This window comes from Streptomyces sp. NPDC107528 (assembly GCF_055639295.1).
This window is the reverse complement of the sequence record NZ_JBVKAV010000007.1, coordinates 220,982-233,493: the sequence shown is the minus strand read 5'-3', so window position 1 is coordinate 233,493 and position 12,512 is coordinate 220,982. Positions and strand designations below refer to the sequence as shown.

Sequence of the window (12,512 nt, the reverse complement as noted above, 5' to 3'; positions counted from 1 at the left end):
ACGACGATGAGTCAGGCGCAGGACCACGGGCACAACGAGGCGAACGGGGCCGTCGGGCCCGCCGTGCCGCAGACCCGCACCGCACGCCACCGCCGGATCGTGGACATCCTCAACCGGCAGCCCGTGCGCTCGCAGAGTCAGCTGGCGAAGCTGCTGTCGGACGACGGGCTGAGCGTCACTCAGGCGACGCTCTCCCGGGATCTGGACGAGCTCAACGCGGTGAAGATCCGCAACAACGACGGTGACCTGATCTACGCGGTGCCGAGTGAGGGCGGCTTCCGTACTCCTCGGGCGCCGCTCGGGGAGTCGGCGAAGGAGGAGCGGATGCGGCGGTTGTCGCAGGAGCTGCTCATCTCCGCGGAGGCCTCTGCGAATCTCGTGGTCCTGCGCACCCCTCCGGGAGCCGCGCAATTTCTGGCCTCGGCCATCGATCAGGCCGAGCTGCAGGACATCCTGGGGACGATTGCCGGTGACGATACGTTGCTGCTGATCAGCCGGAACCCCACGGGGGGTCAGGCCCTGGCCGATCACTTGTTGAGGCTGGCTCAGAACGGCCACTGAGCGGGGCGGTGGGTTCCACACGCCCCCTGGCATCTCGACTTACCCGAGTCGAGATGCCAGGCCGCCTGTGCATCTCACCTCGTCGCCTGCCGTGATCAGCAGGGCCTCCACGTCGGGCAGCGACTCCAGCCAGCGCAGGCCCTGCCGCCAACCCATCGCGAAAGCCGCCGTCGCCCAACAGTCCGCCCAGGTCAGACTGGGTGCCACCACCGTCACCGCCACCAGGTCCGTCACCGCTGAGCGGCCCGTGCGGGGGTCGACGATGTGGTCGCCCCGTTCTGCCGTGCCGGAGGTGGCGACCGCCACTTCGGACGCGCCGGCGGCCGAGATGACTGCCGCGAGGCCGCCGGGGCGCAGGGGGTCGGAGACGCCCACGCGCCAGGGGCGCTGGGGGCCCGGCACGCCCAACAGCTGGACGTCGCCGCCGCCGTTGAGGCTGACGCCGGTCACACCGGGAACGTCCGCGAGACGGCGGGCCGCGCGCTCGGCGGACCAGCCCTTGACGATGCCGGTCGGGTCGAGGCGGCCCTCGTACCTCGTGCTGAACCAGCCCTCGCTGAGCCGCTCCGCCTCGGCGCCCAGCTCCAGCACCTCGGCGACCTCCGGATCGCACTCCTCGACGGTCAGCTCACCGCGCGCCAGCCGGGAGATCTGGCTGTCGTCGCGGTAGGTGCTGAACACCTCGTCGACCCGGTGCAGCCCCGCCACCGCCTCTCCCAGCGCCGCCTGCACAGCACCGGGGTCCCCGCCGCGGACGTCGAAGGAGAAGACCGTCCCCATGACCTCCTCCGCATGACGCACCGCGGCGGGAGCCTCTGCCGGTTCCGCCACCGTGTCAGCCACCGGCCTGGTCCAGTGCGGACTGGAGGGATTCCTTGTAGCCGTTGCTGGTGTAGGTGGCTCCGGAGACGGCGTCGATGTCGGCGGTTCCGGTGGCTACGGCGGCCTGGTTGAGTTTGGGTACGGCGTTGGCGGTGATCTTGTCGCTCTGGCCGCCCTTGGGTGCCTGGACGGCCTCGGCCTTGGTGATCTTTCCGCCGGCCACGGTGACACGGACCTGGACCGCGCCGTACTGGGTCTGGACGGCGTCGCCGGTGACGGTGGCGGCCTGGGCGGAGCCGCCCGAGCCCTGGGAGCCGGCGCTCGCGTTCGCCTTGTCGATCGCCGACTGGACGGACTTCTTGTAGCCGTTGCTGGTGTACGTCGCCCCGGACACGGCGTCGACGTTCGCGCTCTGGGCGGTGACCACCGCCTGGTTGAGTTTGGGTACGGCGTTCGCGGTGATCTTGTCGCTCTGGCCGCCCTTGGGTGCCTGGACCGCCTCGGCCTTGGTGATCTTTCCGTTGGCCACGGTCAGCCGCACCTGCACGGCGCCGTACTGGGTCTGCGACGCGTCACCGGTGACCGTGCCGGACGCCGCCTGGGCGCCGCCCTGGGCCGAGGCCGCCGGCGGTGCGCCGACACCCGCCGCCTGCGCGGAGCCCGGGTCGGTCGCCGGCTTCAGCGACAGCAGCAGCACGATCCCGGACACGGTGGCGGCACCTGCCAGCACAACGCGGCGGATCGGGTGACTCTTCCTCATGGCTTCTACAGCTCCTGAAGTCTTGAAGTCTCGAAGTCCCGTCGCTCACATCTCGAACGACTCGTGATGGATGCGGCGGGCGGGCACACCCGCGCCGCGAAGTGCCTCGTAGACGGACTGCGCGAAGCCGGCCGGCCCGCACATGAACACGTCGTGCTTGTCGATGTCGGGCAGCTTCTGCTGCAACCGCTCCGCCGAGATGTCGGGCCGCTCCCCGTCCGGGCTGTTGACCGCGTACATCAGCCGGGCACCGCGCTCGTCGGCGATCTTGGACAGCTCGTCCCACAGCGCCAGGTCCTGGGTGCTGTTGGCCCGGTAGAGCAGGGTGATGTCGCCGGACGCGCCCGGCAGCGTCTCGAACAGGGCTCGCATCGGCGTGATGCCGACCCCGCCGGCGACCAGCAGCACCTTGCCGCGGCTGCGCCGCTGGGCGGTCAGCGCGCCGTAGGGTCCCTCGGCCCACACCTTGGTGCCGGGCTTCAGGTCGCGCAGCCGCGAGGTGTGGTCGCCGATCGCCTTGACCGTGATCCGCAGCATGTCGGGGCGGGGCGCCGCGGACAGCGAGTACGGGTGGGAGCTGAAGCGCATGCCCGGCGCCTTGAACCGCCACCGGAAGAACTGTCCGGCCTCCGCCCCGATCCGGTGCAGCTTGCGCCCGCCGATCAGCACGGACACGATGCCCGGCGTCTCCTCGATGACCGCCTCGACATACATCCGGTGCCGCAGGTTGAGGCGGATCGGCGTGAGGATCCGGTACCAGACCACCAGCGCGGTGACGACGCCGTACAGCCCGTACCAGAAGGTCTTCGCGGCGGGCTCGACGGCGAACTCGTTGCCGGTGGAGATCTGGTGCCAGAACGTCAGGTACACGGCCGCGTACGTCAGCAGGTGCACGTGGTACCAGGTGTCGTACGGGATGCGGCGGCGGATGCCCCCGATCGAGATGAAGGCGATGAAGAACAGCAGCCCCGTGCCGATGGCGGCCTTGCCCATGTCCGGCAGCGTGTTGACCGAGTCGATCGTCTGCTGGACGACGTCGCCGAGCGTCTTGCCGGCCTGGAGCGCGTAACCCCACATGATGAGGAAGACATGCGCGATGACCAGGCAGATCGTGTACCGCCCGCTCATCGCGTGCCAGCGCGCGACCCGGTCCGAGCCCACCCGTCGCTCCAGCGCGGGCACCCGGGCCATCTGGAGCACCACGAGCGCCATCAGGTAGCCGGCGAGCAGGCCGGTGATCCGGCCCGCAGCGATGATCTTGGCCGTGTTGTCCGCGAGTGACGGCGTGTTGTCCCACCACAACCACAGCACCGCCGCCGCGCCCGCCCATAGGGCGATCACCAGCGGAACGGCCGGGGAGCGGCGCGGGCGGATGCGGCGCATCGTCTGGCGGCGAGCGGCACGGCCGCCTGCGAGCGTGGTGGTCACGGTTCCTCCGGGGACGGGAGCAAGGGGGTGGTGATGGGCGTGGTCCCTTGGCCCAGAGGTACGTGCGGGGAGGTCAGTGTGTTCAGTGGTGCTTTCTCAGTAACGGGTGATCGCCGTGGCCCCGCCCGTCGTTCCGATCGCGATGTGCGGCTTCCGTCCCGGATCGGCCCACTTGAGGATTCGCTTCATCGCCGCCTCGGACACCGACACACAACCGGCCGTCGCCGTACGCCCCTTCACATGGAGGAAGATGCCGGCGCCGCGGCCCTTCACGGGGCGCTCGTAGTTGAAGGCGATGACGAGCGCGTGGGCGTACAGCGCTCCGTAGGAGACCAGGTGCTCGGACTCGGCGGCACGGCAGTCCCGTGCCAGCGGCTCGCTCCAGCGGTTGTAGGCGCGGGAGTCGTTGTCCTGGCACCACCAGGAGTCCTGGTGCACACGCCGGTACTTGTAGGCAGTACCGAGCGGCGCCGCCTTGATGCCGAAGGCGTACGGCAGCCCGTACAGCCCGGTCGGTGTCGTGTTCGTGCCCTGCTTGCGCCGGGTTCCCTCGACGAGGCCTTTCGCCCCGAAACGGGCCGGCGCCGAACCGGCCTTCACCCATGTCCCGCCGACCCGGTCCCACCAGGTGACCGTGCCCGACGTCGAGCCCTTCCCCGGCGCCACAGCGGTGATCAGCTGGGTGCCGCCCCCGGTGTCGGCCATGCGTGCGGGCAGCGGCTTCGGCGTTCCGGCACCGGGTGCGGCGCCGAGCACGAGGAGGGACGCGGACGCGAGGGCCAGAACACCGGGGCGCATGGCTCAGACGCTAGAGGGCGGGAGCGGCAACGGCAGCCCGGGTAGGCCATCCAGGCTGGTCGCGATGTGCTCCTTCTTGCTGAAGTACGCGCTCAGCGAGTCGTCGTCCTCGCGCCCGAACCGCTTGCCGTGCAGGTCGCGGTCCTCGTCGTACGTCATCAGGGGCACCGCGTACCCGCAGGAGTCGCGGATGACGTCGGCCCGGACCACGATGATCGCGCGCAGCCCGTGCAGGGACGGGTCGATGTCGGGAAAGTGGCCGAGCAGCTCCTTGAACCGCGGGTCGTCGCGGAAGACGGCGTCACCGCGGCCGTGGACGCGGACGATGTTAGGCGGGCCCTGGAAGGCGCACCACATCAGGGTGATCCTGCCGTTCTCCCGCAGATGCGCGACGGTCTCGGCGTTGGAGCCGGCGAAGTCGAGGTAGGCGACGGTCAGTTCGTCGAGGATCGCGAAGGAACCCTTGAGGCCCTTGGGGGAGAGGTTGACCGTGCCGTCGCCGGACAGGGGAGCGGTCGCGGTGAAGAAGAGGGGCTGCTCCTCGATGAAGGTCCGCAGCCTGCCGTCTATGCGTGCGTAAGTTTTTCCCACGTCAACCGAGTATGGACGCGGATCGTTCGCCTGTCTAAGGAATGGCGTGGTCCATGTGGAGTCGCCATGGCCGCCCCGGCCGGCGTGCCAACGGGGCGGCCATGGCTGCCTGTCACGTCACTGGGTGAGCGTGCAGGCGGCGAATGCCTCCAGTCCTTCCGGCTTTGCGGCTGCGCGGCCGATGGAGGTTTCGATGCGGTTGAGGGCGGCGACGCGCTTGTCCTCCAGGGGGCCGAGGATGGCGTTCTGTACGAAGTTGGGGCCGCCTTGGCCGACGGTGTCGACGAGGCGTTGGTTGGCTTCCTGGATCTGGGTCTGGAGCTGGGCGAGGTTGCGGTCGACCTCGGCCTGCGCGGAGGCCGGGATCGCGGGCAGCTCGCCGGTCACGTCCGGGCAGCTGATCGCGTCGACGCCGGCGTTCCCCGCCTCGCCCGCGGCGTCCTCACCCGCCGCGCCGCCGGCCTCCTCGCCGGCCCCGTCGCCCGGGGTGGCCGCGGCCTCGTCACCGGCACCGGCACCGTCCTCCGCGCCCGCACCGGCTCCCGCTTCCGCACCGGCCTCTTCGCCCGCGCCCGCACCGCCCTCGGCGTTGAGCGTGCAGGCGGCGAACGCCTCCAGTCCTTCCGGCTTTGCGGCTGCGCGGCCGATGGAGGTTTCGATGCGGTTGAGGGCGGCGACGCGCTTGTCCTCCAGGGGGCCGAGGATGGCGTTCTGTACGAAGTTGGGGCCGCCTTGGCCGACGGTGTCGACGAGGCGTTGGTTGGCTTCCTGGATCTGGGTCTGGAGCTGGGCGAGGTTGCGGTCGACCTCGGCCTGCGCGGAGGCCGGGATCGCGGGCAGCTCGCCGGTCACGTCCGGGCACGAGATGGTGCCGGGGCCGGCCAGCGTCCGGGCGTTCGTGCCGGCGCTCTTCGAGGACGATGGCGTCTCCCCGGCCAGGGCGAAACCGGCGATCACCGTGCCGGACAGCGCCACCGCGGCGGCGCCGCCGACGAACGCGACGCGACGCTTGTTGTACTTCGGAAGAGCCCTGGACATGCGGATGCCTCACTCGGGTTCGGGGGTGTCTTCTTCTTTACAAACGCGGCGCCTGCGTTCGGCGAGAGGTACGGGTAAGCGGTTTCTCGCGTTCAAAGGGAGCTCAAAATTTCCGCCCATGCCGACCGGGATTGACGAATCATGCAGAGCTCTGCATACTCATGCAACAGCCTGTCGTCGAGCATTCCCGCTCAGCGTCCGTCGCGGGCATAGCCTGACGTCGACCGGCGCAACGCCGACCAACCCTCCCTAGGAGCAACGCAAGTGAGCAGCAACAGCGGTGACGTCCGGCTCTGGGGCGGCCGTTTCGCCGACGGTCCCGCCGAGGCACTGGCCAAGCTGTCCGCATCCGTCCACTTCGACTGGCGGCTTGCGCCGTACGACATCGCCGGCTCGCGTGCCCACGCGCGCGTGCTGCACAAGGCGGGGCTGCTCACGCAGGACGAGCTGACCCGGATGATCGCCGGGCTGGACCAGCTGGAGGCGGACGTCGCCGACGGCTCCTTCGTGGGCACGATCGCCGACGAGGACGTCCACACAGCCCTGGAGCGCGGGCTGCTGGAGCGCCTCGGCCCGGACCTCGGCGGCAAGCTGCGGGCCGGTCGGTCGAGGAACGACCAGGTGGCGACGTTGTTCCGGATGTACCTGCGCGACCACGCCCGCATCGTCGGCGGCCTGATCGCCGACCTCCAGGACGCCCTGATCGGCCTCGCCGAGGCCCACCCGGACGTGGCGATGCCCGGCCGCACCCACCTGCAGCACGCCCAGCCGGTGCTCTTCGCCCACCACGTGCTGGCCCACGTCCAGTCTCTGTCCCGGGACGCCGAGCGGCTGCGCCAGTGGGACGAGCGGACGGCCGTCTCGCCGTACGGCTCGGGCGCCCTTGCGGGATCATCCCTCGGCCTGGACCCGGAGGCGGTGGCGAAGGACCTCGGCTTCGAGCACGGGTCCGCCGCCAACTCCATCGACGGCACGGCCTCCCGTGACTTCGTCGCCGAGTTCGCCTTCATCACCGCGATGATCGGCGTGAACCTCTCCCGGATCGCCGAGGAGATCATCATCTGGAACACGAAGGAGTTCTCCTTCGTGACCCTGCACGACGCGTTCTCCACGGGCTCGTCGATCATGCCGCAGAAGAAGAACCCGGACATCGCGGAGCTGGCGCGCGGCAAGAGCGGCCGCCTGATCGGCAACCTGACGGGTCTGCTGGCCACGCTCAAGGCCCTGCCCCTCGCCTACAACCGCGACCTCCAGGAGGACAAGGAGCCCGTCTTCGACTCCTGCGACCAGCTGGAGGTCCTGCTCCCCGCCTTCACCGGCATGATGGCCACCCTCACCGTCAACCGTGAGCGCATGGAGGAACTGGCCCCGGCCGGCTTCTCCCTCGCCACCGACATCGCCGAGTGGCTGGTCAAGCAGGGCGTCCCCTTCCGCGTCGCCCACGAGGTCGCCGGCGAGTGCGTCAAGGTGGCCGAGGCCGAGAACAAGGAACTGGCCGACCTGACGGACGAACAGTTCGCGAAGATCTCCGCCCACCTCACGCCTGAGGTGCGCTCGGTGCTGAACGTACCCGGTGCTCTGGCTTCCAGGAACGGCCGTGGGGGTACCGCCCCGAGCGCGGTGGCGATCCAGCTGGCCGAAGTGAAGCAGGACGTGGCGGCCCAGCACGAGTGGGCGACCGCCAAAGACAAGCGGTAGGAACGCTCTGAGGGGGCGTGGGCTGCATCGATTTGCGGCTCCGCCGCGCGGGCGCGACAAGCCACGACGAGCCCGCAGCCGCAAAATCACCCCACGAACCGAGCTCTGAGGCAAAGGTCATCCCGGGTTACGTTGGTCGGAAGCCGTAGCGGACCCGACCAAACGGAGCCCGAGATGCCCTTTGCCCGACTGGCCACAGCGACGACCCCCACCTGCCACATCGGACTGGGCCTCGCCGCCGTCGGCCGCCCCGGCTACATCAACCTCGGCCGCGACGAAGACCTCGGAGAGCACCGCGGCCCCGAAGCGCTGCGCACCCGCACCCACGAACTCCTCGACGCCGCCTACGCCCAGGGCGTCCGCTACTTCGACGCGGCCCGCTCCTACGGCCGTTCCGAGGAGTTCCTGGCCGACTGGCTGAAGGCCCGTCCCGCATTCGACGACATCGTCGTGGGCAGCAAATGGGGCTACACCTACACCGCCGACTGGACCACCGACGCCGAGAAGCACGAGGTCAAGGACCACGGCCTTCAGACGTACGAACGTCAGCGCGCCGAGACCGACGACCTGCTCGGCGACCGGCTCGACCTCTACCAGATCCACTCGGTGACCCCGGACAGCCCCGCCCTCACCGACAAGGACCTCCACGCCAGGCTGGCCGAGGCCGCCGCCCAGGGCCTCACCATCGGCTTCTCCACCAGCGGCCCCGCCCAGGCCGACGCGATCCGCGCCGCCCTCGCCGTGACGGTCGACGGCGAGCCCCTCTTCCGTACCGTCCAGTCGACGTACAACGCCCTGGAGACCTCGGCCGAACCCGCCCTCGCCGAGGCCCACGACGCCGGGCTCACGGTGATCGTCAAGGAGGGCATGGCCAACGGGCGGCTCGCTGACCCGTTTGCGCCGGACGCTCTGAAGGCCGTGGCCGAGGAGACGTCCCTCGGGTGTGACGCCGTCGCCCTCGCGCTCATCCTGCGCCGACCCTGGGCCGGCGTGGTCCTCTCCGGTGCCGCGACGACCGTGCAGCTCGCGTCCAACCTGCATGCCGCCGCCGTCGATCTCGACGAGGGGCAGTTGGAGAAGCTCGCCGCGCTGGTGGAGGAGCCGGGCGCGTACTGGGAGCGGCGCGGGCAGCTGCCCTGGCACTGAGACCCCCTGCGAGCAGGCAGCCATGAGCTTCACATGCCTTGAATGAGACAATGATGTCTCACATGGGCTATGGTTGTCTCATGGCCGTCGATCGTGACCACGTACTCCGCAGTGCCGCCGCGCTACTGACCCACAAATCCACCGCGACCATGGACGAGGTCGCCAAGGCCGCCGGAATCAGCCGCGCCACACTGCACCGGCAGTTCGCCGGCCGGGACGCGCTCGTGCGGGCCCTGGAGTCGCTCGGCATCGCGGAGTGCGAGGCCGCGGTGGACTCTGCGCGGCTGGACGAGGGGGCGGCGAGTGACGCCGTACGACGTCTCGTCCGCGGGATCGAGCCCGTCGCGGGCCTCCTCGCCTTCCTCTACACCGAGAACCAGCTTTTCGAGGGCGAGGAGGTGGACGAGGGCTGGTCCCGGATCGACGCCCGGATCGCCGCGCTGTTCCGGCGCGGACAGGACAACGGCGAGTTCCGGATCGACCTCACACCCACCTGGCTCACCGAGGCTCTGTTCGGGCTGCTCGCCTCCGGCGCCTGGGTCGTGCAGAGCGGCAAGGTCGCGGCCAACGACTTCCACCACATGATCGTCGAGCTGTTGCTCGGCGGCGCGCTCAGAAGAGAGGAATCATGACCAGCACCCTGCAGTCGGCGACCACGACCGAGGCGGTGACCAAGCGCCCCGGCCGTTGGCTCGCGCTGTCCGTCCTCGTCCTCGCCGTGCTGCTGGTGGCCGTCGACGCGACCGTCCTCGGCCTCGCGACCCCCTACATCAGCGAGGACCTGAAGCCCTCCGGCACCCAGCTGCTGTGGATAGGCGACGTCTACTCCTTCGTCATCGCCGGTCTGCTGGTGTCGATGGGCAGCCTCGGCGACCGAATAGGCCGCAAGCGGATCCTGCTCGTCGGTGCCACCGCGTTCGGCGCGGTGTCCGTGCTCAACGCCTACGCGACGACCCCGGAGATGATGATCGTCGCCCGGGCCCTGCTGGGTGTCGCGGGCGCCACCCTGATGCCGGCCACGCTCGCCCTGATCCGCAACCTCTTCCACGACCCGCGCGAACGCAGCCTCGCCATCGGCATCTGGGGCGCGACCGCCTCCGCCGGTACGGCCGTCGGCCCGATCGTCGGTGGCTTCCTGCTCGAACACTTCTGGTGGGGCTCGGTCTTCCTGATCAACCTGCCCGTGATGGCGGTCCTCGTCGTCGTCGGCATCAAGCTGCTCCCCGAGTCCCGCAACCCGAACCCCGGTCCCTGGGACATGATCAGCGTCGTGCTGTCCCTCGTCGGCATGATCGGAGTCGTGTACGCCGTCAAGGAGGCGGCCGCGGTCGGCTTCACCTGGGTCATGGTCGCCGCGGGCCTGCTGGGTGCCGCCGCGCTGTACGGCTTCGTACGCCGCCAGCTCACCCTGCCGACCCCGCTGCTGGACATGCGGCTGTTCCGTCACCGCGGCTTCAGCGGCGCGGTGCTGGCCGACCTGCTGACCATCCTCGGCCTGTCCGGCCTGGTGTTCTTCCTCTCCCAGTTCCTGCAACTCGTGCAGGGCAGGGGCCCGTTCGAGGCGGGCCTCGCCGAGCTGCCCGCCGCGATCGGCGCGGTCGTGGCCGGCCTGATCGCCGGTCGCGTGGCCCGCCGCTACTCGGTACGGGCCGTCGTCTCCGGCGGCCTCGCGGCCATCGGCCTCGCCCTGGCCGTGCTCACGGTCATCGACCGCTCGACCGGCTACCCCCTGCTGGGCGCCGCCCTGCTGGTGGTCGGCATTGGCGCGGGCTTCTCCTTCACGGTGACGTCGGACGTGATCCTCTCCAGCGTGCCGAAGGAGCAGGCGGGAGCGGCGTCGGCGGTGTCGGAGACGGCGTACGAGCTGGGTGCCGCTCTGGGTATCGCGGTGCTGGGCTCGATCGTTACCGGCGTCTACCGGGACTTCACGGGCCCGGCGGGCACTCCGACAGAGGCGCATGAGTCACTGGGTGGTGCGGTGGAAGCCGCGGCGGGAATGCCGGCCCAGACCTCCGAGGCGATGCTGGACGCGGCTCGCAGTTCCTTCGTCGACGGTCTCGCCCTCGCGGCGGGCGTCGGAGCGGCCGTACTGCTCGCGGCGGCGGTGGCAGCGTGGTTCCTCCTGCGCGGCCAGCGGCTCGACAACGCGGCCTGAGGTCCTTGACCGGCCTGCCCTCCCCGCGCCCTCAGGGTGCGGGGTCGAGAAGGGGCGCGGGTCCGATGTGCGCCGCGCGGGCGCGCCTCACGCGGCTGAGGCGCTTGAGTGATCCGCTCCTCGCGCCCCTCAGGGGCGCGAGGTTGCGCCTGATTGGCGGCTCCGCCGCGCGGGCGCGACCAGCCAGATCGGTCCCGCAGCCGAGAACAGTCCGTGGCCACCTGGGCTTCGGGGCCGCTGGGCCGCGGGGGTGCCGGGTGTCGATGTGTCTTCGGGGGCGCGGGGAACTGCGCGGCCAGCCGCATGGGGCCGGCAGCCGAGGATGGTTCGTGGGCCTCTGGGCTTTGGGGCCGCTGGGCCGCGGGGGTGCCGGGTGTCGATGTGTCTTCGGGGGCGCGGGGAACTGCGCGGCCAGCCGCATGGGGCCGGCAGCCGAGGATGGTTCGTGGGCCTCTGGGCTTTGGGGCCGCTGGGCCGCGGGGGTGCCGGGTGTCGATGTGTCTTCGGGGGCGCGGGGAACTGCGCGGCCAGCCGTATCGGACCCGCACCCGCAGACAGTCCGCGGCCCCCCGACCTCCGGCCCGCCGAACCAGCGGAGCTACGCCGCCTCTTTGGCCTTGCTCGCGTACATGTCCACGTACTCCTGCCCGGACAGCCGCATGACCTCCGCCATCACGGAGTCGGTCACCGCCCGCAGCACGTACCGGTCCCGGTCCATCCCCTCGTACCGCGAGAACTCCATCGCCTCGCCGAAGCGAACCGTGACCTTCCGCGGCCGGGGCATCCCCGCCCCACCCGGCTGGATCTTGTCCGTGCCGATCATCGCGAACGGAACGACCGGCGCCCCGGTCATGAGCGTCAGGCGTGCGATGCCGGTGCGGCCCCGGTACAGCCGCCCGTCGGGAGACCGCGTGCCCTCGGGGTAGATCCCGAAGACGCTGCCCTCCTCCAGGATCCGGCGCCCGGTCATCAGCGCGGCCACACCACCACGGCCACCGTCACGGTCGACGGGGATCATGCCGACGCCGGTGAAGAACCACGCCATCAGCCGGCCCTTGAGGCCCTTGCCGGTGACGTACTCGTCCTTGCCGATGAAGAGGACCTGCCGGTCGCAGACGAGCGGCAGGATCATCGAGTCGATGAACGTGAGGTGGTTGCCGGCCAGGATGACCGGACCGTCGCCCGGGATGTGCTCCGCGCCCTCCACTTGTGGGCGGAACATCAGGCGCATGATCGGTCCGAGCACTGCCTTGATGAGCGCGAAGCGGGACAACGGGCCCTCCGGTGTCAAGGGATTCGGTATAAGTCTGTGCAGGTGAGGACGATACTCGCGGTTCCCCGGGTCCCGCACATCGGGTGGGCCGACTTCACCTACGCCTTACGCACTGTTGACGCACGTTTACCTGCGGTGGCGCGTCGAGAACGGCACGTAACCCGTTCGCCATGATGTGACGGACATCGCCCCGAGGGCCTGTCGGACGCGTTCCCCGGACGGCCCTGGGCATTCATTCCGAC

12 protein-coding genes are annotated in these 12,512 nt (G+C 70.3%); 5 read left to right on the top strand and 7 right to left on the bottom strand.

Going from position 1 to position 12,512, the window contains the following annotated elements:
• Window positions 1-6: 6 nt before the first annotated feature.
• On the top strand, window positions 7-561 hold the full coding sequence (locus ACZ7L5_RS23480; RefSeq protein WP_328428916.1) for an arginine repressor: 555 nt from the start codon (window positions 7-9) through the stop codon (window positions 559-561).
• A 39-nt stretch (window positions 562-600) separates the two neighbouring features.
• Here ACZ7L5_RS23480 and ACZ7L5_RS23475 read toward each other — a convergent pair whose 3' ends face one another.
• From ACZ7L5_RS23475 to ACZ7L5_RS23450, 6 genes are all read right to left on the bottom strand, one after another.
• The gene (locus ACZ7L5_RS23475) at window positions 601-1,341 is read right to left on the bottom strand and encodes an FAD:protein FMN transferase (protein ID WP_471518848.1); all 741 of its coding nucleotides are present in this window, start codon (window positions 1,339-1,341) and stop codon (window positions 601-603) included.
• Window positions 1,342-1,396: 55 nt separating this feature from the next.
• Window positions 1,397-2,143, bottom strand: coding sequence for an FMN-binding protein (locus ACZ7L5_RS23470; protein WP_471518600.1), 747 nt, complete (start codon window positions 2,141-2,143; stop codon window positions 1,397-1,399).
• Between the two features lie 45 nt (window positions 2,144-2,188).
• The gene (locus ACZ7L5_RS23465) at window positions 2,189-3,571 is read right to left on the bottom strand and encodes a ferredoxin reductase family protein (RefSeq protein WP_328882818.1); all 1,383 of its coding nucleotides are present in this window, start codon (window positions 3,569-3,571) and stop codon (window positions 2,189-2,191) included.
• Window positions 3,572-3,667: 96 nt separating this feature from the next.
• Entirely contained in the window at window positions 3,668-4,369 is a 702-nt protein-coding gene (locus ACZ7L5_RS23460) for a L,D-transpeptidase family protein (RefSeq protein ID WP_471518599.1), read from the bottom strand.
• 3 nt (window positions 4,370-4,372) lie between these two features.
• A complete protein-coding gene (locus ACZ7L5_RS23455) occupies window positions 4,373-4,960 on the bottom strand; it encodes a pyridoxamine 5'-phosphate oxidase family protein (RefSeq protein WP_471518598.1) in 588 nt (195 codons plus the stop codon).
• 117 nt (window positions 4,961-5,077) lie between these two features.
• The gene (locus ACZ7L5_RS23450; RefSeq protein WP_471518597.1) at window positions 5,078-5,998 is read right to left on the bottom strand and encodes a hypothetical protein; all 921 of its coding nucleotides are present in this window, start codon (window positions 5,996-5,998) and stop codon (window positions 5,078-5,080) included.
• 264 nt (window positions 5,999-6,262) lie between these two features.
• Between ACZ7L5_RS23450 and argH the strand changes: the two genes are divergently transcribed.
• The 4 genes from argH (at window position 6,263) to ACZ7L5_RS23430 (ending at window position 10,997) form a co-directional block, all read left to right on the top strand.
• The gene (gene argH / locus ACZ7L5_RS23445; RefSeq protein ID WP_391407518.1) at window positions 6,263-7,696 is read left to right on the top strand and encodes an argininosuccinate lyase; all 1,434 of its coding nucleotides are present in this window, start codon (window positions 6,263-6,265) and stop codon (window positions 7,694-7,696) included.
• A gap of 174 nt (window positions 7,697-7,870) precedes the next feature.
• A complete protein-coding gene (locus ACZ7L5_RS23440; protein WP_471518596.1) occupies window positions 7,871-8,842 on the top strand; it encodes an aldo/keto reductase in 972 nt (323 codons plus the stop codon).
• Between the two features lie 80 nt (window positions 8,843-8,922).
• Entirely contained in the window at window positions 8,923-9,474 is a 552-nt protein-coding gene (locus ACZ7L5_RS23435; RefSeq protein ID WP_362381121.1) for a TetR/AcrR family transcriptional regulator, read from the top strand.
• Window positions 9,471-10,997: an MFS transporter gene (locus ACZ7L5_RS23430; RefSeq protein ID WP_471518595.1), complete on the top strand. Its 1,527-nt coding sequence runs from the start codon at window positions 9,471-9,473 to the stop codon at window positions 10,995-10,997. The genes ACZ7L5_RS23435 and ACZ7L5_RS23430 overlap by 4 nt, the downstream gene beginning before the upstream one ends.
• A 598-nt stretch (window positions 10,998-11,595) precedes the next feature.
• Here ACZ7L5_RS23430 and ACZ7L5_RS23425 read toward each other — a convergent pair.
• Entirely contained in the window at window positions 11,596-12,270 is a 675-nt protein-coding gene (locus tag ACZ7L5_RS23425) for a lysophospholipid acyltransferase family protein (RefSeq protein ID WP_471518846.1), read from the bottom strand.
• Window positions 12,271-12,512 lie beyond the last annotated feature (242 nt).

Bases quoted from the DNA above. Each gene is read 5' to 3' on its own strand.
- ACZ7L5_RS23435 (WP_362381121.1), top strand. From the start codon at position 8,923: ATGGCCGTCGATCGTGACCACGTACTCCGCAGTGCCGCCGCGCTACTG.
- ACZ7L5_RS23460 (WP_471518599.1), bottom strand. From the start codon at position 4,369: ATGCGCCCCGGTGTTCTGGCCCTCGCGTCCGCGTCCCTCCTCGTGCTC.
- ACZ7L5_RS23475 (WP_471518848.1), bottom strand. From the start codon at position 1,341: ATGGGGACGGTCTTCTCCTTCGACGTCCGCGGCGGGGACCCCGGTGCT.
- ACZ7L5_RS23440 (WP_471518596.1), top strand. From the start codon at position 7,871: ATGCCCTTTGCCCGACTGGCCACAGCGACGACCCCCACCTGCCACATC.
- ACZ7L5_RS23430 (WP_471518595.1), top strand. From the start codon at position 9,471: ATGACCAGCACCCTGCAGTCGGCGACCACGACCGAGGCGGTGACCAAG.
- ACZ7L5_RS23450 (WP_471518597.1), bottom strand. From the start codon at position 5,998: ATGTCCAGGGCTCTTCCGAAGTACAACAAGCGTCGCGTCGCGTTCGTC.
- ACZ7L5_RS23470 (WP_471518600.1), bottom strand. From the start codon at position 2,143: ATGAGGAAGAGTCACCCGATCCGCCGCGTTGTGCTGGCAGGTGCCGCC.
- ACZ7L5_RS23480 (WP_328428916.1), top strand. From the start codon at position 7: ATGAGTCAGGCGCAGGACCACGGGCACAACGAGGCGAACGGGGCCGTC.